This is a genomic window from Streptomyces sp. NPDC006544, from assembly GCF_040611715.1.
GTDB lineage: Bacteria > Actinomycetota > Actinomycetes > Streptomycetales > Streptomycetaceae > Streptomyces.
This window is the reverse complement of the sequence record NZ_JBEXOV010000015.1, coordinates 42,625-65,862: the sequence shown is the minus strand read 5'-3', so window position 1 is coordinate 65,862 and position 23,238 is coordinate 42,625. Positions and strand designations below refer to the sequence as shown.

Genomic DNA, 23,238 nt, shown 5'->3' with positions numbered 1-23,238 from the left:
GACAGCCCCGCCATGAAGGCCACCCCCGCCGCCCGCCACCGCACCTTCGGCTCGCGCATCGCCGGCCCGGGCCACCGCGTCTACGTCGTCGGCGAGATCGGCATCAACCACAACGGCGACCTCGGCAACGCCCTCGCGCTCGTCGACGCCGCCGCCGAGGCCGGCTGCGACGCCGTGAAGTTCCAGAAGCGCACCCCCGAGATCTGCACCCCGCGTGACCAGTGGGACATCGAACGCGACACCCCGTGGGGCCGGATGACCTACATCGACTACCGCCACCGCGTGGAATTCGGTGAGGACGAGTACCGCGCCATAGACGAGCACTGCGCGCGGCGCGGCATCGACTGGTTCGCCTCACCGTGGGACACCGAGGCCGTCGCCTTCCTGGAGAAGTTCGACCTCCCCGCCCACAAGGTCGCCTCCGCCTCCCTCACCGACGACGAGCTGCTGCGCGCGCTGCGCGCCACCGGCCGCACCGTCGTCCTGTCCACCGGCATGTCCACCCCACGGCAGATCCGGCACGCGGTGGAGGTGCTCGGCAGCGACAACATCCTGCTCTGCCACGCCACTTCGACGTACCCGGCCAAGGCGGAGGAGCTCAACCTGAGGGTCATCAACACCCTCCAGGAGGAGTACCCGAACGTCCCGATCGGCTACTCCGGCCACGAGACGGGCCTGCAGACCACGCTGGCCGCCGTCGCGCTCGGCGCGGCCTTCGTCGAGCGGCACATCACCCTCGACCGGGCGATGTGGGGCTCCGACCAGGCCGCGTCCGTCGAGCCCGGCGGCCTGACCCGGCTGGTCCGCGACATCCGCACCATCGAGACCGCCCTGGGCGACGGCGTCAAGCGGGTCTACGCGTCCGAGCTCGGCCCGATGAAGAAGCTCCGCCGTGTCCACGGGGAGCCGGCCGCCGTCTGAGCGGGCCCTGCGCGGCGCCGCACGGCCGGGTCCGGCTCCGCGGGCCCGTACGGACCGAGCGCCGATCCCTTCCTCCCCCTGACGAGGAGTACGCCGTGACACCCCCAGCCCGCACCCCCGCCCCCACGGGCACTCCCACCGGCACCCCCACCCTGGCTTTCGTGGAGAGCCCCGTCCAGCTCCTCAACGTCCTGGAGTGGGAGTACGCGCGACGCGGCGGGAGGCTCCTCGGGGCCGTCCCGCACCAGCCCGCCCGGGGCGGGGGAGCCGGCCCCCGGCCGGCCGCCGCGGCGGCGCCCCCGCCCCCGCCCCTGCGGATCGTCGTGCTCCCGCCCACCGACCCCATGTCGCGGGGCCAGCTGCGCCGCATGGCGGCCCTGGCCCGGGACGAGGGTCACGAAGTGCGGTGGCAGGAGGCCCGCGGGGGCCGCCTGGCGCCCCTGCGGGCGCTCGCCGCGCTCGCCCGCGACGTCCGGTCGGCGCGTCGCGTGGTCATAGGGGACCCCTTCTCCCGCTACGTCCAGCTCCTCCTCACCCTCGTCCGCGCCACGGAGCTCGTGGTGGTCGACGACGGCACCGCGACCATGGAGTTCGTCGCCCGGACGGCCCGCGGCGAACGGCTCGTACGCTGGCACCGGGCCGGCGGCGGGGGACTGCCGGGCCGGCTGCGCGAGCTGGCGTACGCCCCGGTCTCGGCGATCGCGCGGCGCCGCTTCACCCCGGCGGCCGGGAGCGGGCACGGCGTCGAGGTGTTCAGCTCGATGCCCGTCACCGCCCCGCACGCCGGGATGACCGTCCGCCTCAACGACTTCGCCTGGACCCGGGCCCGCTACGGGCCGCCGCGTCTGACGAAGGGCACCGACCTGGTCGGGACCTCGCTGGTGGAGACCGGTGTGGTCGACCCGGACCGCTACCGGGAAGCGGTGTGCGCGCTGGCCGCCGAGCACGGCGCCACCCGCTACTTCGCGCACCGCCGGGAGTCCCCGGAGAAGCTGCGCGCGCTGAGCGAGGCGACCGGGCTGGAGATCGTGCGTCCGGACCTGCCGCTGGAGCTCGTCGCGCGGCGCGGCCCGGTCGGGCGGACGATCGTCAGCTTTCCGTCCACGGTCGTCCACACGCTGCCGTACGCCCTGGCCGGTACCGGCGTGAGCGTGGCCGTATGCGAGGTCGATCCCGGATGGCTCGCGCGCGGCGCCTCGGCGCGGGCTCGCGGATTTCTCGCCGGTGTCACGGAGACGGCCCGGGACGTGCGCAGACTTCCTGCTCAGACGGCCCTGGCGGCTCGATGAGCGCGCGAGTTTACCCCCGCTCACATCCCGTCATGCGTCCAGAGGCCGGGTTTCTTTCCCCTAACGGCATGAACTTTTGGTGATCTCCGGCCAGTTGGGGCGCGGGTGCGCCTACCCTTCAACGGGTGAACCAGTTGATGTCCCGCGCGTCCCAGATCCCCCAGACCGCCGCGCCCGCCCGGCCCGAGCTGCCCGGCAAGCTTCCGGACCACCTGCGTGCCGAACTGATCGCCTTCCGCCGGGACTTGCACATGCATCCCGAGCTGGGACACCACGAGTTCCGCACCACGGCGGCGATCAAGGCCCGGCTGGAGAAAGCCGGCCTGCGCCCCAAGGTGCTGAACTCGGGGACCGGCCTCATCTGTGACGTGGGGACCTGGGACGGGGTCCGGCCCATGCTGGCCCTGCGCGCGGACATCGACGCCCTGCCCATCCCGGATGCCAAGACGCACGTCCCGTACCGTTCGACCGTCCCGGACCGCGCCCACGCCTGCGGGCACGACGTGCACACCGCCGTCGTCCTCGGCGCCGGCCTCGTCCTCGCCGAGCTCGACCGCCAGGGCGCGCTGCCCCGGCCCGTGCGGCTGCTCTTCCAGCCCGCCGAGGAGGTGCTGCCGGGGGGCGCCACCGAGGCCATCGACTCCGGGGTGCTCGACGGCGTCGGCAAGATCATCGCCGTGCACTGCGACCCCCGGGTCGACGCGGGCCGGATCGGCCTGCGCAGCGGGCCCATCACCTCGGCCTGCGACCGGCTGGAGATCGCCCTCGCCGGCCCCGGCGGCCACACCGCGCGTCCGCACCTGACCACCGACCTGGTGACGGCCGCCGCCCGGGTCGCCACCGACCTGCCGGCCGTGCTGGCCCGCCGCATGGACGCCCGCTCGGGCATGTCGGTCACCTGGGGCCGGATCGAGGCCGGCCACGCCTGCAACGTCATCCCGATGCACGCGGAGCTGTCCGGAACCGTGCGCTGCCTGGACCTGAACGCCTGGCACGAGGCCCCCGACCAGATCCACGCGGCGATCGACGAGATCGCCTCGCTGCACCGGGCCAAGTCGGAGATCACCTACGTGCGCGGCGTGCCCCCTGTCGTGAACGACCCGGTGGTCACCGAACTGCTCCGCGAGGCGATGGGCGCCCGGTGCGGTGCCGCGTCGGTCGAGGACACCGACCAGAGCCTGGGCGGCGAGGACTTCTCCTGGTACCTGGAGCACGTGCCCGGGGCCATGGCCCGGCTGGGGGTCCGCACGCCCGGGGACACGGCGAAGCGGGACCTGCACCGGGGCGACTTCGACGTGGACGAGGCGGCGATCGGGGTGGGCGTGGAGTTCTTCACGGCCGCCGTGCTGCTGGACGGGCGGACGCCCGAAGCGCGCCGCGCCGGGCCGGCGAGCTGAGCTTCCCTCCCCGCCGGGCCGGGCTTCCCCGGCCCCCCGGCCGCATGTTGGCCGAAACTTGTACAACATCTGGAGCCGCCGGGTCGGGCGCGTCCAGCCCTTGGTACGCAAGGGCTGGGCGTGTCGGGAGTTACTGATCGGTCACTGTCTGGTTCACGACGATCCGATAACGACTCATGAACGGGCCTTTAACTGACATCTACGCGCGTTACGATCGCCGCGAAACCAGCGCCGGCCGTGGCGCTTCGGTCAGGTTTTGAAGGAGCCTCCCCTTGCGCCGGATCACCAGGATCGCCACCGTGGGCGTCGCGTCCGCGGCGCTGGCCCTCTCGGCCACCGCCTGTGGCGGTAAGAAGTCCTCGGACAGCTCGTCCTCCTCCACCAAGGAGGCCAGCAGCGCCGCCATCGCCTACGACATCGGCGGCCGTGGCGACCAGTCGTTCAACGACGCCGCCTACGAAGGCCTCGCGAAGGCCGAGAAGGACCTCCAGATCAAGGGCGCCCAGGCGGAGCCCACCGATGGCGAGGGCGAGGCCGACAAGGTCCAGCGCCTCACCGAGCTGGCCCGCAAGGGCAACAACCCGGTCATCGGCGTCGGCTTCGCCTACGCGCCGGCCATCAAGAAGGTCGCCGAGAAGTTCCCGAACACCACGTTCGGCATCATCGACGACACCTCGGTGACCGCGAACAACATCGCCAACCTCGTCTTCAACGAGGAGCAGGGCTCCTACCTGGCCGGCGTCGCCGCCGCCAAGGCGTCCAAGACCGGCACGGTCGGCTTCATCGGCGGTGTCGAGGTTCCGCTGATCAAGAAGTTCGAGGCGGGCTTCACCCAGGGCGTCAAGGACACCAACCCGAACGCCAAGGTGCTCACCCAGTACCTGACCCAGCCGCCGAACTTCGACGGTTTCGCCAAGCCCGACCTGGGCAAGGCCGCCGCCGAGGGCCAGCTCGACAAGGGCGCCGACGTGGTCTACGCGGCCGCCGGTCTCGCCGGCTCCGGTGCCATCGAGGCCACCTCCGCCAAGGGCAAGTGGGCCATCGGCGTCGACTCGGACCAGTACAACCAGGCCGGTCTGGCGAAGTACAAGAACAGCATCCTGACCTCGGTGACCAAGGACGTCTCCGACTCGGTCTTCAACCTGATCAAGTCGGTCAAGGACGGCAAGCCCGAGACGGGCGAGGTCCGCTACGGCCTCGACAAGGACGGCGTCGGCCTGGCCGACTCCAACCCCGAGTACAAGAAGATGACCGACGTCATCGCCGCGGTGGACAAGGCCAAGGCCGACATCATCGCGAAGAAGATCGAGGTCAAGACCGCCCCGTAAGGTGCCGTCCTGACCTGCGGTCAGCGTGATCTCCGGGGTCCGGGAAGCGGTCTCTACCGCTCCCGGGCCCCGATACGTGTCACGTGGTTTCATGTGATCTTGTGGCCGGGTGGCCGCAAGTTTTCACTTCCGACAGTGCTACGCGCGTAGAAGCATCGTGGACGCGATACTTTCTCTCCCCCGCCCTGTCCTCCCTGCCTCCGCTCCTTCCGCGCCAAGGAGAGTGCGTCATCAACGCGTCCAGCCCGCCCCCCGCCGTAGAACTGCACGGCATCACCAAGCGCTTCCCCGGCGTCGTCGCCAACAAGGACATCGCGATCACGGTCCGCAAGGGCACGGTCCATGCCTTGATCGGCGAGAACGGCGCCGGCAAGTCGACCCTGATGAAGATCCTCTACGGCATGCAGAAGCCGGACGAGGGCACCATCGCCGTCGACGGGGAGCAGGTCTCCTTCACCAGCCCCGGCGACGCCATCGCCCGCGGCATCGGCATGGTGCACCAGCACTTCATGCTCGCCGACAACCTCACCGTCCTGGAGAACGTGGTTCTCGGCGGCGAGAAGCTCTACGGCATCGGCGCCAAGGCCCGTAGGAAGATCAAGGAGATCTCGGACGCGTACGGCCTCGGCGTGCGCCCCGACGTCCTGGTCGAAGACCTCGGGGTCGCCGACCGGCAGCGCGTGGAGATCCTCAAGGTCCTCTACCGCGGCGCCCAGATCCTCATCCTCGACGAGCCGACCGCCGTGCTCGTGCCGCAGGAGGTGGACGCGCTCTTCGACAACCTGCGCGAGCTCAAGGCCGAAGGCCTGACCGTCATCTTCATCTCGCACAAGCTGGGCGAGGTCCTGAAGGTCGCCGACGACATCACCGTCATCCGGCGCGGCACGACGGTCGGCACCGCCGACCCGCGGACCGCCACCACCAAGCAGCTCGCCGAGCTGATGGTCGGCGCGGAGCTGCCCTCGCCGGAGACCCGCGAGTCGACCGTGACGGGCGTCCCGATGCTGCAGGTGGCGGGGCTGACCCTCGCCGCGGGTGACTCCGTCGTCGCCGAGCCGGAGGTCCTGTCGCGTCAGGCCCCCCAGGACTCGACCCTGTACGAGCAGGCCGAAGCCGGCCGCCTCCTGCTGGACGACGTCAACTTCACCATCCACAAGGGCGAGATCCTCGGCATCGCCGGGGTCGAGGGCAACGGCCAGACCGAGCTGATCGAAGCCCTCATGGGCATGAGCTCCGTCGACGCGGGCGTGATCACGCTGGACGGCCGGGACATCACCAAGGCCCCGGTGCGGGCGCGCCGCGAGGGCGGCATCGGCTACATCCCCGAGGACCGCCACCGCCACGGCCTGCTGCTGGAGTCCTCCCTCTGGGAGAACCGCATCCTCGGCCACGTCACCGAGGCCCCCAACTCCAAGCGCGGCATCCTCGACCCGAAGGCCGCCCGCAAGGACACCGAGCGGATCGTGCGCGAGTACGACGTCCGCACGCCCGGCATCGAGGTCACCGCGGCCTCGCTCTCCGGCGGCAACCAGCAGAAGCTGATCGTCGGCCGCGAGATGAGCCACAACCCGAAGTTCCTCATCGCGGCCCACCCCACCCGTGGTGTGGACGTCGGCGCGCAGGCGCAGATCTGGGACGCGATCCGCGAGGCCCGCCGCGAAGGCCTGGCGGTCCTGCTGATCTCCGCCGACCTCGACGAGCTGATCGGCCTGTCCGACACCCTGCGCGTCATCTACCGCGGCCGCCTGGTCGCCGACGCCGACCCCGCGACCGTGACCCCCGAGGAACTCGGCACCGCCATGACGGGCGCCGCCTCCGGGCACCTCGAAGGCCCCGCCGACACCGCAGAAGCCACCGACAACCGCTCCGACGCCGGTACGGACGCCCGTACCGACTCCCCGGAGGACGAGGCCCGATGAAGAAATTCGACAAGGACCGGCTGCTCCTCGGTATCGCCGGACCCGCGCTCGCACTGGTCACCGCCTTCGGGCTGACCATGCTCGTGCTGGGCGCGACGGGCATCAACCCGATCGAACCCCTGCGCCTGATGGTGGAGAACGCCGGTTACGAGGACGTCCAGATCCTCATCGTGAACCAGGCGGGCACCTACTACCTGGCGGCCCTGGCCGTGGCCATCGGCTTCCGGATGAACCTCTTCAACATCGGCGTCGACGGCCAGTACCGCCTCGCCGCGATGATCTCCGCCGTGGTCGGCACGGCCGTGGCCCTGCCCGGTCCGCTGCACATCCTGCTGATCGTGGTCGTCGCCATGCTGACCGGCGCCTTCTGGGCCGGTATCGCCGGCGTCCTGAAGGCCAAGCGCGGTGTCAGCGAGGTCGTCTCCACGATCATGCTGAACGCCATCGCCACCAGCCTGATCGCCTGGCTGATCCTGCCGAAGAACCTCGGTGTCCAGCCCGTCGGCTCGAACGACCTGACCACCGGCGAGATCGCCTCCACCGGCTGGTTCCCGGCGCTCTCGCTCGGCGACGGCCTGGAGATCTACGGCTTCACGTTCGTCGCCTTCGCGCTGGGCATCGTCTACTGGTTCGGGCTGAACCGGACCCGCTTCGGCTTCGACCTGCGCGCCACCGGCGCCAGCCAGTCCGCCGCGCAGGCCTCCGGTGTGGACGCCAAGAAGATGATCATCACCTCGATGCTGATCTCGGGCGCCGTCGCCGGCCTCTCCGGCATGCCGCAGCTGCTGGGCGAGACCCACACGTACAACCTGTCCTTCCCGGTCGGCATCGGCTTCACCGGCATCACCATCGCGCTGCTCGGGCGCAACAGCCCGGTCGGCATCTTCTTCGCCGCGTTCCTGATGGCCTTCATCGACAAGGCCTCGGCCTCGCTCGACCAGGCCGGGTACGCCAAGGAAATCGGCACGATCATGAAGGGCCTGATCGTGATCGCGGTCGTCGTGTCCTACGAGCTCGTCCGCCGCTACGGGATCCGGCGCCAGCAGCAGAAGGTCGGCGAGGAACTCGCCGCCGGCGGCGCCATCAAGACCGACAAGGAGGTCGCGGCGTGAGCACCAGCACCGTTTCCGCGACGAGCGCCGCCCCCAAGAAGCAGGGCGGCCGCAAGAAGCTCACCCTGCCCTGGATCATGCTGATGGTCGCGGGCGGCCTCGCGCTGGTCTCGCTCGTCCGCGTGATCAGCGGCGCCGACGACCTGACCTCGGTCGGCCAGGTCTCCGGCGCGCTCTCCCTCGCCGTGCCGATCGGCCTCGCCGGGCTGGGCGGCCTGTGGGCCGAGCGCTCGGGCGTCGTCAACATCGGCCTCGAGGGCATGATGATCCTCGGCACCTGGTTCGGCGCCTGGGCCGGTTACCAGTGGGGCCCGTGGACCGGCGTCATGGCCGGCCTGATCGGCGGCGCCGTCGGCGGCCTGCTGCACGCGATCATCACGGTCACCTTCAACGTGAACCACATCGTCTCGGGTGTGGCCATCAACATCCTGGCGCTGGGCTTCACCCAGTACCTGTCGAACTTCACGTTCGCCGACGCCCCGGGCGGCTCCTCCAAGCAGTCCCCGCGCGTCGAACCGATCTACGAGATCACAGTGCCGGGGTTGTCGGACTGGATGGTGACGCTCCAGGGCAAACACTGGTTCTTCGTCTCCGACCTCGCCGGCGTCATCGGCGGCCTGGTCACCGGCCTGTCGCTGCTGACGGTCGTGGCGCTTCTGCTGATCCCCGGCACCTGGTGGGTGCTGTGGCGCACCACCTTCGGGCTGCGGCTGCGTTCCTGCGGTGAGAACCCCGTCGCCGCCGAATCGCTCGGCGTCAACGTCTACAAGTACAAGTACATCGCCGTGATCGTCTCGGGCGCCCTGGCGGGCCTCGGCGGCGCGTTCCTCTCGATCGTGGCCAGCCCGATCTACCAGGAGGGCCAGACCGGCGGCCGCGGCTACATCGGCCTCGCCGCCATGATCTTCGGCAACTGGATGCCGGGCGGCATGGCGCTGGGCGCCGGCCTGTTCGGCTTCACCGACAGCCTCAAGCTGCGCGGTGGCGCCGAGAACGTCCACGCGATGCTGCTGCTCCTGGCGATCCTGCTCGTCCTGGTCGTCGCCTGGCAGCTCTACAAGAAGAAGTACGTCCAGGCCGGCGTCTCGGCGGTCTTCGCCGTGCTGCTGTTCGTCTGGTACGCGACCACCGACGCGGTGCCCAGCCAGTTCGTGGACGCCGCCCCGTACCTGACGACCCTGCTGGTGCTCGCGCTGTCCGCGCAGCGCCTGCGGATGCCCAAGGCGGACGGGTTGCCGTACCGCAAGGGCGAGGGCAAGTGAGCGGGCACGTGAGCGGCGCCGCCGACTGGGACGCCCTGCGCGAGGCCGCGCGGGACGCCATGTCCCGCGCGTACGCCCCGTACTCGGGCTTCCCGGTCGGAGTGGCGGCGCTGGTCGACGACGGCCGCACCGTGGTCGGCTGCAACGTCGAGAACGCGAGCTACGGCCTCGGCCTGTGCGCCGAATGCGGTCTGGTCTCCTCCCTCCAGGCCACGGGCGGCGGCCGGCTGACGCACTTCACGTGCGTGGACGGCAAGGGCGAGATCCTCGTCCCCTGCGGCCGCTGCCGGCAGCTGCTGTTCGAGTTCGGTGGCGCCGAACTCCAGGTGGAGACACCGCAGGGCGTCCTGCCGCTCTCCGCGATGCTGCCCCAGGCCTTCGGGCCGGACCATCTGAGATAGCCGCGGTGACGGCCCTCCGCCCTGCCGGGCGGGGGGCCGCCGTCCTTCCCCCACCGGGGACCCCTCTCCTCATCTCTATGCGCGTAGAAGGAAGCACTTCCATGGACGTCATCTCCGTCATCCGCACCAAGCGGGACCGCGGCGAACTGAGCCCCGAGCAGATCGACTGGGTCATCGACGCGTACACGCGCGGCGTGGTCGCCGACGAGCAGATGTCGGCACTGGCGATGGCCATCCTGCTGAACGGCATGAACCGGGCCGAGATCGCCCGCTGGACCGCCGCGATGATCGCGAGCGGCGAGCGCATGAACTTCGACTCCCTCTCCCGCCCGACCGCCGACAAGCACTCCACCGGCGGCGTCGGCGACAAGATCACCCTGCCGCTGGCCCCGCTCGTCGCGGCCTGCGGCGCGGCCGTACCGCAGCTCTCGGGCCGCGGCCTCGGCCACACCGGCGGCACCCTGGACAAGCTGGAGTCCATCCCGGGCTGGCGCGCCCTGCTCTCCAACGAGGAGATGCTGCACGTCCTCGACACCACCGGCGCCGTGATCTGCGCGGCCGGCGACGGACTCGCACCGGCGGACAAGAAGCTCTACGCGCTGCGCGACGTCACCGGCACCGTCGAGGCGATCCCGCTGATCGCCTCCTCGATCATGTCGAAGAAGATCGCCGAGGGCACCGGCTCGCTCGTCCTGGACGTGAAGGTCGGCACCGGCGCGTTCATGAAGAACATCGAGGACGCGCGCGAGCTGGCGCGGACCATGGTGGGCCTCGGCACCGACTCGGGCGTCAAGACGGTTGCCCTGCTCACCGACATGTCCACCCCGCTGGGCCTCACCGCCGGCAACGCGCTGGAGATCCGCGAATCCGTGGAGGTCCTGGCGGGCGGGGGCCCCTCGGACGTGGTCGAGCTGACCCTGGCGCTGGCCCGGGAGATGCTGGACGCGGCGGGCATCAAGGACGCCGACCCGGCGAAGGCCCTGGCCGACGGCTCCGCCATGGACGTGTGGCGCCGGATGATCGCGGCCCAGGGCGGCGACCCGGACGCGGCCCTGCCCGTGGCCCGCGAGCAGCACGTGGTCACCGCGACCGCCTCGGGCGTCCTGACCCGTCTGGACGCGTACGGGGTGGGCGTCGGCGCCTGGCGCCTGGGCGCCGGCCGCGCCCGCAAGGAGGACCCGGTGCAGGCGGGCGCGGGCATCGAGCTGCACGCGAAGCCGGGCGACACGGTCACGGCGGGCCAGCCCCTGATGACCCTGCACACCGACACCCCGGAGAAGTTCGGCTACGCCCTCGCGGCGCTGGACGGCACCTTCGACATCGCGGCGGCGGGCACGTCCTACTCCGCCACGCCGATCGTCCTGGACCGCATCGCCTGACCTGCGGCTTCCCCTTCGGGCGAACGGGACCGGTGGACGCCCACCGGTCCCGTTCCGCATGCGGGGACCGGTGACGGACCGAACGAGGAGCACGGAGCGCAGCCGTAGGCGGCTTCCTCCGGCCCCACCGATGAGTTCCGGCGGGGCCGGGGGTCTGCCTCACGTGGATACCAGAACCCTGACCCTGGAAGGTCCGGAGCCGGATACCGCCGAGCTGTGCGCGCGGGTGTCCGCGCTGTGCCGGGACGGGCCCGACGCAGTGGTGTGCGAGGCGACCGCAGTCACCGCGCCCACCCTCGCGACCGTCCAGGCCCTCGCGCGCGCAGCCCTGACAGCCCGGCGCCTCGGCGTCCCCTTCCGGGTGCGGGCCGGGCCCCCGCTACGCGCCCTGCTGTACCTCGTGGGCCTCCTCGAGCTGCTCGGGGAGGCCGAAGAGCGGGAAGAACCGGGCGGTGTCCAGGAACGCGTTGAGCCCGACGATCTTCCCGTCTGAGACCTCCAGCACCTGCAGCGCCCACGGGGTCCAGCCCGGCTGCCCGTCCTCGCGCGGCCGGTACTGGCCGAAGGCCGGCATGCCGTTCGCCGTGGTCGGGAGCAGGCGGGAGCCCTTGCAGCCGATGCCCTGGTTGAGGTGCCAGGCGGCGATGTCCTCGTGGCCCCGCAGCCACAGGTCGAACGGCGGCATCGACAGCACCGCGTCCTCGTGCAGGAGGGCGGTGAGGCGGGTGATGTCGTACGCCTCGAAGGCGGAGAGGTACTGCTCCAGCAGCTTCGCCTGGTCGCCGTCCAGCGGGTCCGCGGCCTCGCTCTCGCGGATCCGGGTGGCGGCGAGCGTGGCCCGGGCCCGCTGCAGCGCGCTGTTCACCGACGCGACCGTGGTGTCCAGCAGCGTGGCCACCTCGTCGGCCTTCCAGGCGAGGACCTCGCGCAGGATGAGCACCGCCCGCTGTTTGGCCGGCAGGTGCTGGAGGGCCGCCACGAAGGCGAGCCGCACGGATTCCCTGGCCAGCGCCGTCTCCGCCGGGTCGGCGGTCTGCGGCAGCACCCGCCCGTCCGGGACCGGCTCCAGCCAGGTCACCTCGGGCCGCTCGTTGAGCACGGCGGAGGCCTGGTGCTGCGGGGAGGTGAGGTCCATGGGGCGGGCCCGCTTGTTCCCCGCGCTCAGCAGGTCCAGGCAGACGTTCGTCGCGATCCGGTACAGCCAGGACCGCAGCGAGGAGCGGCCCTCGAACTTGTCGAAGCTGCGCCAGGCGCGGACGTACGTGTCCTGCACCGCGTCCTCGGCGTCGAAGGAGGAGCCGAGCATGCGGTAGCAGTAGCCGGTGAGCTCGACGCGGTACCGGCCGAGCGCCTCGTCCAGGTCCGGTCCGAGGCCGGTGGTTTCCGTCATGTCCGCTGATCCCCCTGCTAGTTCCCGATACCTCGGAACCTACCCGAGGGGTCTGACAACCGCAGCCGGGCACGCGGCCCGACCCTGCGCGGGGCAACTCACCTACAGCTGCCACCGGGCCCGCACCACCCCGTCCGGGTCCGGCAGCACACCCGTGAACAGGGGATCGTGCTCGTCCACGCAGATCGGCAGCAGGGCGGCGGCCCGGGCACCGGCGAGCAGGCGTGCCAGCTCCGCACGGTCGTCCTCGTCGACGAGACCGTTCGAGATCCGGCCGTCCGCGTCCTCCCAGACGCATTCGGAGGTGAACTCCTCGGGGAGTGCGGCGAGCAGCCCGGCGATATCGGTGGACAGCGCGGGCCAGACGTTCAGCAGAGCGCGCGGCGCGAGCGCCGCGCGCACGGAGTCGAGCGGGCCTCCGCCCCCGAGGGGGTGCCAGCGGGAGGCCCCGTCGACGTACATCTCCTCCAGCAGCCCCGCCCCGCCGCGCGCCGCGCTCGCCCGGACCCGCTCCCAGAACTCCTGGTCTGCGGGACGCAGCTCGTACGCGTCGTCGAACGCGGGATCGTACGGCGAGGCCTCGATCGGATCCGCGAAGAGCCCCAGCTCCCGGGTGCGGGCCACGGCGCCCGGGCAGGGGGCGCGGGTGGTGACGTAGACGTACTGGTCCCAGCCGACCTGCACGGCGAAGCCGTCCTCCGTCGCCAGGCGGCACCAGACGCTGCTGCCGCCGAGCATGCGGCGCAGGAGTTCCAGCGCGAGCGGCAGCGCGACGACCGCGCCGTCGTGGAAACCCGTCAGGTCCGCGGGGAACAGGCCGTCCAGGGGGTGCTCCCGCGCCGCCGGGCCCGGACGGAAGGGCAGGGAGCCGCCGCCGATCCCCGGTTCCCGCACGGCGAGCCGCTGCACCCCGCTCTCCTCGGCGAACGCCCGCACGGCCGCCAGGTACGCGGCGTCCACCGGCCCGTGGTCGCTGTCGGTGTCCAGCGGACCGTGGTAGGTCCCGTCCGGGGCACGGTCGGCGGGGTCGTACTTGGTCACCCGGTACACGTGGGTCGGCGACACGTGGGGCCCCTTCTTCCGCTTCGTACGGTGCGATGCTCCAGCGCGGGACGCCCTCACCCGCACGCTCCTCCGGGGTGACGGGGTGGACCTGCCCGTACGCACGCTCCCCGAGGGCCGCGCGGTCCCAGGGTAGGCCGAGGGAGACCTCGAGGACCGGGACCACCGGCTTGCCGTCAAGGGGGATGAGGCCGTTTCGGCGAGCGCCGTGACGCGCACCCGCTCCGCGCGGATCCCGGCCGCCTCGGCCGCGCGTCCAGTACACGGGGTGGCCGGTCACCTCGCGGCGAAGGACTCCTCGGTCGTTCCCCGCCCACCGGCGGGCCGGGGCTCAGCGGGCCACAAGCGCCGCCGCGTGGGCGGCGCGGGCCGCGTGGGAGCCGTACAGGGTGATCGAGACGACGCCCGCGACCGCGAGGAGCGCGAGGGTGACCGTGGCCGCCCAGCCCGCCGAGTGGTAGGCGAGCGCGCCGAGGGTGCCGCCGGCGCTGGAGCCGATGTAGTACGCCGACTGGTAGAGCGCCGAGGCCTGCGCGCGGCCCGTCTTCGCCGTGCGGCTCACCGCCGCCGAGGCCACCGCGTGGCCCGCGAAGAAGCCCGCCGTGATCAGGACCAGGCCCAGCACGATCGCGGTGATCGAGTCCGCGAGGGACAGGAACAGGCCCAGGGCCGTCGTGGTCACCGCCAGGTACAGGGCCCCGCGCCGGCCGGTGCGGGCGACCAGCTGTCCGGCGGCCGCCGAGGAGACCGTGCCGACCAGGTAGACCAGGAAGACCGAGCCGACGATGCCCTGGCCGAGGGAGAACTCGTCCACCAGCCGGTAGCCGATGACGGTGTACACCGCCCCGAACACGGTCATGAACAGCGCGCCGATCCCGTACAGCCGCAGCAGCAGCGGATCGCGCAGGTGGCCGGAGACGGTACGTCCCACGGCGCGCGGGTTCAGCGACGCCGCCCGGAAGAACCGGGCCCGGGGGAGAAGGACCAGGAAGGCCGCCGCGCAGGCCAGGGACATCAGGGCGACGGTCAGCAGTCCGCCGCGCCAGCCCCAGGCCTGTGCCGCCCAGCCGGTGACGATGCGGCCGCTCATGCCGCCGATGGAGTTGCCCGCGACGAACAGGCCGATCGCGGCGACCAGGGCCTTCGGCTTGACCTCTTCCGCGAGGTAGGCCATCGCGGAGGCCGGGATCCCGGCGATCGCGGCGCCCTGGACCGCGCGCAGCGCGATCAGCCACTCCAGGCTCGGCGCGAAGGGGACGAGGAGGCCGACGCCCACGGCCACCACCATCGACCAGGTCATCATCCGGGTCCGGCCGAACCGCTCGGACAGGGCGCTGAGCGGCAGGACGAACAGGGCGAGCGCGCCGGTGGCGGCCGAGACCGTCCAGCTGGCCTGACCCGCCGTCACGCCGAAGCCGTCGGAGATCGCGGGCAGCAGCGCCTGGGTGGAGTAGAGGAGGGCGAAGGTGGCCAGTCCGGCGGCGAACAGCGCGAGGCTCATGCGGCGGTAGCCGGGGCGGCCGGGCGCGTGCGGTTCGGGGACGGACGCGGACGCGGACCCGGACGTCACGGCGGCGGGCGTCGCGGGTGCGGCAGGGGACGACGGGAGGGAGGCACCCACGGTGGTGGGCGCCCCGGTATGAGCGGGAGGCATGTCTACGACGGTAGAGCCGTCCTTTTCATGCGTCCAATGCACAACATCGCGATAATCGATCCACCAGTGCATCAGTAGAGGTCAGATGGGTGGCTATCGATGAGCCGTTACGAAGAAGACATGGCCGTGACACACGCGCTGGCTCCTCGCCTCGCGCAGTTCGCCGCGGTGGCCCGGCACGAGCACGTCACCCGCGCCGCGCACGAGCTGGGCGTTCCCCAGTCCACCCTGTCGCGGGCCATGGTCCGGCTCGAACAGGACCTGGGCGTGACGCTGTTCGCCCGCAAGGGCCGCAGCGTCGCCCTCACCACCGCAGGCCGGACCTTCCTCGCCTCCGCCGAGCGCTCGCTGGCCGACATCGCCCGCGCCGCCGGGTCCGTACAGCAGGACGCGGACCCCTCCTTCGGGAAGGTCGCCTTCGGCTTCCTGCACACCCTGGGTCCCGAGACGGTGCCGGGGCTGATCCGCGCCTTCCGGGCCGACCACCCGGGCGTCAGGTTCTCCCTGGTCCAGAACTACGGCGAAGCGATGCTGGAGCGGCTCCGGGCGGGCGAGCTCGACCTCTGCCTGACCTCGCCCCTGCCCGACGCCCCCGACCTGGTGGCCCGTCGCCTCGACGAGCAGCGGCTGCGCCTGGTGGTCCCCGACGACCACCGCCTCGCCACCCGCAAGCGGATCCGCCTCGCCGAGGCCGCTGAGGAAACCTTCGTCACGCTGGAGCCCGGCTACGGACTGCGCCGCATCACCGACGACCTGTGCGCGGAGGCCGGGTTCACGCCCCGGGTCGCCTTCGAGGGGGAGGAGGCCGAGACCTTGCGCGGACTCGTCGCGGCCGGGCTCGGCGTGGCGCTGCTGCCGCCGCCCGCCGTGGCCCGGCCGGGGGTCGTCGAGCTGACGGTCACGGCTCCGCGCGCGGTCCGCGAGATCGGGGTGGCCTGGCTCGACGGGCACCCGGACACGCCGCCGGTCGCGGAGTTCAAGCGGTTCCTGCTCTCCCGCCGGGGGCGGCTCATTCCGGAGCTTCAGCCGGGCGCGTGAGCGGGGCTCCGGCCGTCGCCGACAGCAGGAACCCCGCCTGGAAGCGGGACTTGGCGCCCACCGCGCGCATGATCTCGGCGATGTGGCGCTGGCAGGTCCGCTCGGACATGCCGAGCCGCCTCGCGATGACCTTGTCCTCCATCCCCTCCGCGAGCAGCCGCACGATGGTCTGGCGGAGCTCCTCGGAGATGGAACGGGCCCGGTCCGGGCCGACGGTGGTGGTGAAGGGATCGGCTTCGGCCCAGGAGCGCTCGAAGGCCTGCACCATGAAGCGGACGACGCTCGGATCGCGCACCAGCAGCGCCGCCTTCTCGTCGTCGTGGACCTCCATCAGCCCGGTGTGCCGGTCGACGAGGATCATCCGCATCAGGCCGTCGCCGACGGTACGGACCTGCGAGCCGAGGGCGGTGACCCGCTCCACGTACGCGGCCGTCGCATGGGAGTAGCGGGCGGTGTGCTGGTAGATCGTGCGCAGCCGCACGCCGCGGGCCAGCATCTTCTCGTCGCGCAGGACCGCTTCCGCGAGGATCGCGGGCGGCCGGCCGCCGCCCGGGTGGCAGGTGAGGATCTCGCACTCGGCCGACGCGGCGAAGGAGCGGAGCAGGTCCTCCAGCACGCCCCGGTCGGTGATCAGCTCCAGGCTCTCCACGCCGTCGCGGTCGCGGTGCCGGGAGCCGGCCTCGTACTGCGGGACCAGGGCCTCGAGGCGGGCACGCAGGCGGTCCATCTCGTCATGGGTCTCGCGCACCTGCAAGGCCAGCGGGGCCAGCGTGCGGGCGGCGGCGGTCCGCGGGGACACGGCGCTCCAGCGCTGCGGCGGCGGGACCTCGGCCGGGCCGCCCGCAGGACCGTCGGCCGTGGCCCCGGGCGCGGCGTTCGGGCGGGGCTGGAGCAGGTGGGCCCGCGCCAGCTCGGCGATGGCCGCGGCCACGGCAGCCGGGTCGCCCAGCACTTCGGCGGCCTCCGCCTCGGAGAAGGCGCGCCGCTCGGCCGCGTACCCGTACAGGCGCCGGGCAGCGGGGCTCAGTTGGTCCGCTTCGTCCGCTGGCATATCCATATCGTCCCGGCCTGCCCCGTTTCGTAAACCCCTCGTGTTCCCGCAAGGCACCAAGACGATGCCCTGAGATCTTCGCGAGCATATGCCGAACCGGCACAGTGGTGACACGGCGTTCTCGGGGGAGGGCGCGGGCGTCCCGGGTCCGCGCTTCGCCGTCACGGTGTCGCGCCCCGTCGTGCGGGTGCGCACGCCTCTGGTGGCCGCGCCGGAGCCGCCGTGCCATCCGGCCGTGAGGGGACGGCGCGGCAGGCGCGGCCGGCCCGCGCGGCCGCCCCGCTGCCCGGGGGAGCGCCATCTCGGAAGCGCGGGAAATGCGGGAAGCGTGGGAAGCGGGCGGGCTGGAAACCGGGCGCGGTTGGCCGCTGTTGCTGTAACCAATTTCCCCCACCCCTCTTGTGGGCGCCGCGTTCGAAGGTAACTCCCAGAAGTCTTGAGGCAGGCCCGAATCCACTGGATTCGGGCCTGCCTCTTTGGTGTGCCCGCATCCGTACACCGGCAGGGAATATCTATTACCCGTAGGGAGCTTTGCCGGTTCTACCCGGCATGTTGCCGGTTCCGGCAAAACGGTGCGGGCCCCGTGCCGCGTTCGGCCGCGGTCTCGTGTGAACCGCAGGGGCTCCCTCACGTACGGGGACGTCAGCTCCCGTTTTGACCGGTCCCGGACTCCGGTCGACACCCTGACCGCCGTCGGCTCCACCGGCGCGGGTGCTGCCATGGGAATTACCGGCACGGACGTGCATTTGCCGGTGATTTTGCCTGGACTCATAGCGCAGCTCAAGCAAATATGGATTTCGATCGTATATTCGATCTGTCGCCATCTCATCAGAGGAGAGAGTTAGGCATGTCAAATACTTTGAATGCTGCCGATATTCAGGTTGTGCGGCCCGACGAAACTGTCGGCCAGATGAGCTGGCCGTGGGGCGACTCCAATAAGGGTCGCGGAGACTTCGAGCTCGCCGCGTTCGGCAAGGACCACGGCCTCGACGACAACGACATCTAAGTCGCAGTCCACCTGCGGGATCCGGGACTTTCGTCCCGGATCCCGCAGGTTGTGCCGACCGCTAGGCATCGATTTGCGTTTCATAGTGAGAGGTGTGCGCGTGGAAACCATTGTGTATCGGAAGAGCGACGAGTCGACCGCGCAGCCGGCTCTCGGCTTGTCAAGGCTGGTAGCCCCGCTGGACATGGCGCGGTTCCAAAGCGAGTACTTCGAGAAAAAGCCCCTGTTGATCCGACGCGAGAACCGTGCGTATTACGCCGATCTGCTGACACTCGACGACGTGGACGAGATCCTCTCCCTTTCCAGCCTCCACAACGAAGATGTGCGGGTGGCCTCCGAAGGCAGCATCGTCTCGCTGGACGACCGGCTCGCTTTCGGCCCGCATGGTCACACCAACGCGCAGGAAGCGGTCTACGCGAGCTACCGCGACGGCGCGACCATCATCATCGACGGGCTGCACGGTCGCTGGGCGCCGCTGAAGCGATTCGTCCATGCCCTGGGGGCCGAGACGAACGCCAAGTTCCAGGTCAACACCTATCTCACGCCCGGCGGAAAGGTCCAAGGTTTCAAGCCCCACCAGGACAACCACGACGTCTTCGTCGCGCAAGCGCACGGCGTCAAGCGGTGGGCGCTCTACGGCACCCGTCATGAGCTTCCCCTGAAGCACCAGAACCACCAGGCTCCCGTCGATGAGTACGGTGAACCGGAGCACGAGTTCGATCTTCACCCCGGGGACCTGCTGTACCTGCCGCGCGGAACCGTGCACGCGGCGCGGTCCACCGACAGCGCATCCTTGCACCTCACCTTCGGCGCCCGGCCGGTTCTGCGGGCGAACCTCCTGATCGAGGCCGTCGAACAGCTGCTCAACAGTGATGTGAGGTTCCGTCAGGGACTGCCGCTGGGATTCGTCTCCGACAAGGAACTCAGCCGGCAGTCCGAGGAAGGCCTGACCCAGCTGATCGCCCTCCTGGCGGAGAAGCTGTCCCCGGCGGGAATGATGGAGAACGCCATCACGCAGGCGATCTCGATCAACTCGCCCGATCTGCGCAACCACCTGACCGACCTGGAGCAACTGGGCGCCCTGGGCCTGGACACCGCCGTCCGCCGCCGTCCGGGCATCCGCTGGGACATGCGGAAGTCGGACAAGACGGTGCAGCTCCATTTCCACAACAAATTGGTCGAGCTCCCGGTCCACGTGGCCGACGAGGTCCGGTTCATGGCCGAGGGAACCGAACCGTCGTTCACCGCACGGTCCCTTCCGGGGCTGCTGGACGAACCGGGGCGACAGCTTCTGGTCAAGACGATGGTGCGTGAGGGCTTCCTGACCCTGGCGTAGGAGCTACGGAACGAACACCCGATGGCGGGTCCTTCCAGGGCCGGCAGACCCGCCATCCGGGCCTGTGCCGCCCCCAAGGAGAACAGACGTCATGCCATCGGCTGCCAAGCCCACGCGCATACCGCTGCGCAGAATCTTCCGGCTCTTCGCGCCCTACCGCGGCAGGCTCGCGGCGGTTTTCTCGCTCATCGTCATTTCGGCCGTACTGGGAATGATTTCCCCCTTCTTGCTCCGTAGCATCATGGACGTCGCCCTGCCGGAGCGTCGCAATGGTCTGCTGTCAGTGCTGGCCGGCGGAATGCTGGCGATCGTGGGAACCGTGACGGTCCTGGGAATCTTTCAGTCCTATCTTTCGCTCTCCGTCGGCCAGCACGTCATGAACGACCTCCGGAACGCGGTCTACACCCACTTGCAGCGCATGTCCCTGGCCTTTTTCACCCGGACCCGCAACGGCGAAGTCCAGTCGCGGATCGCCAACGACATCGGCGGCATGACGGCCACCGTCACCAGCGTGAGCACCACCGTGGTGAGCAGCGTCACGACGCTGACAGCCAGTCTGGTGGCCATGCTCACGCTGGATTGGCGGCTCACCGTGGTCTCACTGTTGATGCTTCCACTCTTCGTATGGATCACCCGCAACGTAGGTGAGGAGCGGAGGGAGTTCACCCTTCGCCGGCAGAAACAGCTCGCGGTCATGTCCACCTTTGTAGAAGAGACGCTGTCCGTAAACGGCTTCCTGCTGGGACGGGTCTCGGGACGCACCGGTACGCTCACCAAGGAATTCGCCCGCGAGTCTGCGGTGTTGACCGATCTCAACGTTCAGGCGTCGATGGCCGGCAGATGGCGTCAGTCGACGCTTCAGATCATCATGGCCGCCATGCCCATCGGAATCTACTGGGCGGCGGGGATGGCGGGCCAGGGCGGCTGGTCGATCTCGGTGGGAACGCTGGTGGCCTTCACCACCGTCCAGCAGGCTCTCTTCGGTCCATCGGTGCAACTGCTCCAGGTCGGCATCACCATCCAGAGCTCACTCGCCCTGTTCGAGAGGGTTTTCGAATATCTGGACATGCCGGTGGACGTGGTCGAAGCCCCCTGTCCGACAGCACTTCCCTCGGCCCGCGGGCACGTCCGCTTCGAGGCGGTCTCGTTTTCCCACGGTGACGATCGGATTCTCCGAGGTGTCGACATCGACCTGCCGGCCGGCGGACACCTGGCCCTGGTCGGCTCCAGTGGTGCGGGCAAGACCACCCTCGGCTACCTCGTACCGCGCCTGTACGACGTCACGGCCGGCCGGATCACGATCGACGGAGTCGACGTTCGTGACCTCAGCTTCGCCACACTCGCGGAAACCGTGGGTGTCGTGTCGCAGGACACCCACCTGTTCCACACGACCATCGCCGACAACCTGCGCTTCGTCCGGCCGGGGGCGTCCGACGGGGAACTGGTCGCGGCGGCCCGAGCCGCGCAGATTCACGACCTCATAGCCGGTCTTCCGGACGGGTACCAGACCGTTGTGGGGGAGAGGGGTCACCGGTTTTCGGGTGGCGAGAAACAGCGCCTGGCCATCGCCCGCACGATGCTGCGCAACCCCCGGGTGCTGATCCTGGACGAGGCCACCAGCGCACTGGACACACATACGGAAGCCGCCGTACAGAGGGCGCTCGACCGCCTGTCCGCGGGCCGGACCACCATCACGATCGCCCACCGGCTGTCCACCGTCAGGGAAGCCGACCAGATCGCCGTCCTCGACAACGGCGTCATCGTGGAACACGGTACGCACGATGAGCTCCTCGTGAAGGGCGGGCGCTACACGGAGCTGGTTTCCCTGTCGCAAAGCCTGACAGACGGACCTCGGTCACCGGCAAAGCCTTTGGCCGAGAAGGTGAAGCCGACCTAGGATCTACCGTCGGGTTCCAACTCACGAGAATCGAGAGCAGGGTGCACCACCACGGGGGAAAAATGGTCAGGGGTTTACGTCTCTCCGCCAGACTGACGCAGGAAGAGCTGGCGGAACGCGCAGGCCTCAGTGTGCGCACCATCCGATACCTCGAACGCGGGCGCGGCGCTCCCACGCCTCGCCTCAAGTCCGTTGAAATGGTGGCCGCGGCACTGGAACTGAACAGGTCGCAGACTGAGCAATTGTTGGAGTTGGCTCGAAACAGTCATGTGATCTCCCGACCGCGCCCCGGCGTGGAGGACGAGACGCCTGGCTCCGACAACGCGGCCCCGCGCACGGGGCGCTGCGACTCCCTGTGGCCGGAAGCCACGCCCTCCGAGCCGCCTCATGGACCCACCGGGAACTCCTCCCGCGTTTCCCCGGGCAATGGCCCGAACCCCGCCCAGCTTCCGTTCTCCGCGGCGGAGCTCATCGGCCGGGAAGGGGTGTGCGGGGATCTGGACCGCCACCTCACCACTCGGCTCGGCGGCAGTGCTCCAGCCCTTCTGGCCATCACCGGCATGCCCGGCGTGGGTAAGACCGCCTTGGCGCTGAACTGGAGCAACGCACGGGCGGGCTCGTTTCCCGATGGGCAGCTCTACGTCGACTTGAGGGGCTTCCAGGACAACGCGCCCATGACTCCGTCGGCCGCACTGCGTGGCTTCCTCGCCGCTCTGGGGCACCGTGCGGACACCCTTCCGGAGGATGTCCACGAGCTGTCTTCCACGTACCGAACAGCACTCGCCGGGCGGCGGATGCTCATCTTGTTGGACAATGCGCAGTCCGCCGACCAGGTGCGCCCCCTGCTGCCGAACAGCCCCGGTAGCGTCACGGTCGTCACCAGCCGCTCCCGTCTTGCCGGCCTGACCATCCGGGATGGAGCCGTGCGGATCGACCTGGGCTGCCTGCCGGAAAATGCCTCCGTTCGCCTGTTGGCGAAGATCATCGGAACGGACCGCGTGCACGCGGAGCCCGAAGCGGCGGCCGCGCTGGTGTCGCTCTGCGGCAATCTCCCGCTGGCGCTGCACATCATGGCGGAGCGTCTGGCACGTCACTCCGACACCCTCATGTCGGAATGGGTGGACGTCCTGACCGGGAATCCCGACCGGCTCGATGATCTCGACATTCCAGGGGACCCGACCACCTCACTCCGAGCAGTCTTCTCCTGGTCCTATCTGGCGCTGCCCGCAGCGACATCTCGGCTGTTTCGGCTCCTCGGGCTCAGCGGTGAACCAGAATTCGAAGCGTCCCAGGTCAAGCTTGCCTTCTGCGAAGAGGAAGCAATCGAGGCCGGCCTGGCCATGCTCGTGGACTCCCATCTCCTCACGTCTCCCGCGCCCGGCAGATTCCGGCTTCACGAACTGGTTCGTCTGTACGCGCGTGAGCGCGCCGTAGCCGAGGAGAACTCCGAGGACTTGGCCGACTTCGCCCGACGCCTCAGGCGCGGCCGGAGGGGGAAGCCGACTCCCGGAACCTCTCGTCTGCCGCTGCAGATCCTCATGTCGAAGCGGGCTGAGTGCAGCGGCGCGGTGCCGACCGACGAGCGACGCCTCGTGGTCCACAAATCACGGTGGAAAGGCTCCGGCGACCGCCGTCCGAATGATCTGGGGTCGCGCGGTGGCATCAGCGGCGAAGCGGATCTCGCGCGCCTGAGCGGTCCGGGTCTCCAGGGCGTGGAGGGCTGTCCCTTGGGCCTGCTGGACAGCGAGTGCTGAGAGCCGGCGCCTGGAGTTACCGAGCATGCCGGTCCTGCAGCG

17 protein-coding genes are annotated in these 23,238 nt (G+C 70.4%); 13 read left to right on the top strand and 4 right to left on the bottom strand.

Annotation, left to right across the window (positions count from 1 at the left end; translation table 11 throughout):
* Window positions 1-12: 12 nt before the first annotated feature.
* The 9 genes from ABZY44_RS10280 to ABZY44_RS10240 all read left to right on the top strand — a co-directional run bounded on the left by ABZY44_RS10280 (window position 13) and on the right by ABZY44_RS10240 (window position 11,008).
* On the top strand, window positions 13-921 hold the full coding sequence (locus ABZY44_RS10280; RefSeq protein ID WP_356652019.1) for an N-acetylneuraminate synthase family protein: 909 nt from the start codon (window positions 13-15) through the stop codon (window positions 919-921).
* Between the two features lie 95 nt (window positions 922-1,016).
* Complete coding sequence (locus ABZY44_RS10275; RefSeq protein WP_356651928.1) at window positions 1,017-2,210, top strand: hypothetical protein; 1,194 nt, start codon at window positions 1,017-1,019, stop codon at window positions 2,208-2,210.
* 137 nt (window positions 2,211-2,347) lie between these two features.
* Window positions 2,348-3,607: an amidohydrolase gene (locus ABZY44_RS10270; RefSeq protein ID WP_356652017.1), complete on the top strand. Its 1,260-nt coding sequence runs from the start codon at window positions 2,348-2,350 to the stop codon at window positions 3,605-3,607.
* A gap of 272 nt (window positions 3,608-3,879) precedes the next feature.
* Window positions 3,880-4,935, top strand: a complete 1,056-nt coding sequence (locus ABZY44_RS10265) for a BMP family ABC transporter substrate-binding protein (protein ID WP_356651926.1) — start codon at window positions 3,880-3,882, stop codon at window positions 4,933-4,935.
* Window positions 4,936-5,165: 230 nt separating this feature from the next.
* Window positions 5,166-6,854 carry an ABC transporter ATP-binding protein gene (locus ABZY44_RS10260; protein WP_356652015.1) on the top strand — a complete coding sequence of 563 codons (1,689 nt, stop codon included), beginning with the start codon at window positions 5,166-5,168 and terminating at the stop codon, window positions 6,852-6,854.
* Window positions 6,851-7,966 carry an ABC transporter permease gene (locus tag ABZY44_RS10255; RefSeq protein WP_356651924.1) on the top strand — a complete coding sequence of 372 codons (1,116 nt, stop codon included), beginning with the start codon at window positions 6,851-6,853 and terminating at the stop codon, window positions 7,964-7,966. The genes ABZY44_RS10260 and ABZY44_RS10255 overlap by 4 nt, the downstream gene beginning before the upstream one ends.
* On the top strand, window positions 7,963-9,228 hold the full coding sequence (locus ABZY44_RS10250) for an ABC transporter permease (protein WP_356651922.1): 1,266 nt from the start codon (window positions 7,963-7,965) through the stop codon (window positions 9,226-9,228). Before ABZY44_RS10255 ends, ABZY44_RS10250 begins: the two co-directional genes overlap by 4 nt.
* A complete protein-coding gene (locus ABZY44_RS10245) occupies window positions 9,225-9,629 on the top strand; it encodes a cytidine deaminase (RefSeq protein ID WP_356651920.1) in 405 nt (134 codons plus the stop codon). Before ABZY44_RS10250 ends, ABZY44_RS10245 begins: the two co-directional genes overlap by 4 nt.
* A 101-nt stretch (window positions 9,630-9,730) precedes the next feature.
* On the top strand, window positions 9,731-11,008 hold the full coding sequence (locus tag ABZY44_RS10240) for a thymidine phosphorylase (protein WP_356651918.1): 1,278 nt from the start codon (window positions 9,731-9,733) through the stop codon (window positions 11,006-11,008).
* A gap of 379 nt (window positions 11,009-11,387) precedes the next feature.
* Here ABZY44_RS10240 and ABZY44_RS10235 read toward each other — a convergent pair whose 3' ends face one another.
* The 3 genes from ABZY44_RS10235 to ABZY44_RS10225 all read right to left on the bottom strand — a co-directional run bounded on the left by ABZY44_RS10235 (window position 11,388) and on the right by ABZY44_RS10225 (window position 15,114).
* Window positions 11,388-12,398: a sigma-70 family RNA polymerase sigma factor gene (locus ABZY44_RS10235; protein WP_356651916.1), complete on the bottom strand. Its 1,011-nt coding sequence runs from the start codon at window positions 12,396-12,398 to the stop codon at window positions 11,388-11,390.
* A gap of 102 nt (window positions 12,399-12,500) precedes the next feature.
* Complete coding sequence (locus tag ABZY44_RS10230; RefSeq protein WP_356651914.1) at window positions 12,501-13,463, bottom strand: RNA-binding protein; 963 nt, start codon at window positions 13,461-13,463, stop codon at window positions 12,501-12,503.
* Window positions 13,464-13,791: 328 nt separating this feature from the next.
* The gene (locus tag ABZY44_RS10225) at window positions 13,792-15,114 is read right to left on the bottom strand and encodes an MFS transporter (RefSeq protein WP_356651912.1); all 1,323 of its coding nucleotides are present in this window, start codon (window positions 15,112-15,114) and stop codon (window positions 13,792-13,794) included.
* 99 nt (window positions 15,115-15,213) lie between these two features.
* Here ABZY44_RS10225 and ABZY44_RS10220 point away from each other — a divergent pair, with 99 nt between their 5' ends.
* Window positions 15,214-16,152, top strand: a complete 939-nt coding sequence (locus tag ABZY44_RS10220; protein WP_356651910.1) for a LysR family transcriptional regulator — start codon at window positions 15,214-15,216, stop codon at window positions 16,150-16,152.
* Here the strand turns inward: ABZY44_RS10220 and ABZY44_RS10215 are convergent.
* Entirely contained in the window at window positions 16,124-17,203 is a 1,080-nt protein-coding gene (locus ABZY44_RS10215) for a helix-turn-helix transcriptional regulator (RefSeq protein ID WP_356651908.1), read from the bottom strand. The two genes, ABZY44_RS10220 and ABZY44_RS10215, sit on opposite strands and share 29 nt — an antisense overlap.
* Window positions 17,204-18,309: 1,106 nt before the next feature.
* Here ABZY44_RS10215 and ABZY44_RS10210 point away from each other — a divergent pair.
* The 3 genes from ABZY44_RS10210 (at window position 18,310) to ABZY44_RS10200 (ending at window position 23,196) form a co-directional block, all read left to right on the top strand.
* Entirely contained in the window at window positions 18,310-19,545 is a 1,236-nt protein-coding gene (locus ABZY44_RS10210) for a cupin domain-containing protein (RefSeq protein WP_356651906.1), read from the top strand.
* Window positions 19,546-19,636: 91 nt separating this feature from the next.
* A complete protein-coding gene (locus tag ABZY44_RS10205) occupies window positions 19,637-21,442 on the top strand; it encodes an ABC transporter ATP-binding protein (protein WP_356651904.1) in 1,806 nt (601 codons plus the stop codon).
* 41 nt (window positions 21,443-21,483) lie between these two features.
* Window positions 21,484-23,196 (top strand): NB-ARC domain-containing protein, encoded by a 1,713-nt coding sequence (locus ABZY44_RS10200; RefSeq protein WP_356651902.1) that lies wholly within the window; start codon window positions 21,484-21,486, stop codon window positions 23,194-23,196.
* Window positions 23,197-23,238 lie beyond the last annotated feature (42 nt).

What these genes read in the sequence shown, in the direction of transcription:
- ABZY44_RS10280 (WP_356652019.1), top strand. Translation starts at nt 13, where the DNA reads ATGAAGGCCACCCCCGCCGCCCGCCACCGCACCTTCGGCTCGCGCATC.
- ABZY44_RS10270 (WP_356652017.1), top strand. Translation starts at nt 2,348, where the DNA reads ATGTCCCGCGCGTCCCAGATCCCCCAGACCGCCGCGCCCGCCCGGCCC.
- ABZY44_RS10255 (WP_356651924.1), top strand. Translation starts at nt 6,851, where the DNA reads ATGAAGAAATTCGACAAGGACCGGCTGCTCCTCGGTATCGCCGGACCC.
- ABZY44_RS10240 (WP_356651918.1), top strand. Translation starts at nt 9,731, where the DNA reads ATGGACGTCATCTCCGTCATCCGCACCAAGCGGGACCGCGGCGAACTG.
- ABZY44_RS10235 (WP_356651916.1), bottom strand. Translation starts at nt 12,398, where the DNA reads ATGACGGAAACCACCGGCCTCGGACCGGACCTGGACGAGGCGCTCGGC.
- ABZY44_RS10225 (WP_356651912.1), bottom strand. Translation starts at nt 15,114, where the DNA reads ATGCCTCCCGCTCATACCGGGGCGCCCACCACCGTGGGTGCCTCCCTC.
- ABZY44_RS10220 (WP_356651910.1), top strand. Translation starts at nt 15,214, where the DNA reads ATGAGCCGTTACGAAGAAGACATGGCCGTGACACACGCGCTGGCTCCT.
- ABZY44_RS10215 (WP_356651908.1), bottom strand. Translation starts at nt 17,203, where the DNA reads ATGCCAGCGGACGAAGCGGACCAACTGAGCCCCGCTGCCCGGCGCCTG.
- ABZY44_RS10205 (WP_356651904.1), top strand. Translation starts at nt 19,637, where the DNA reads ATGCCATCGGCTGCCAAGCCCACGCGCATACCGCTGCGCAGAATCTTC.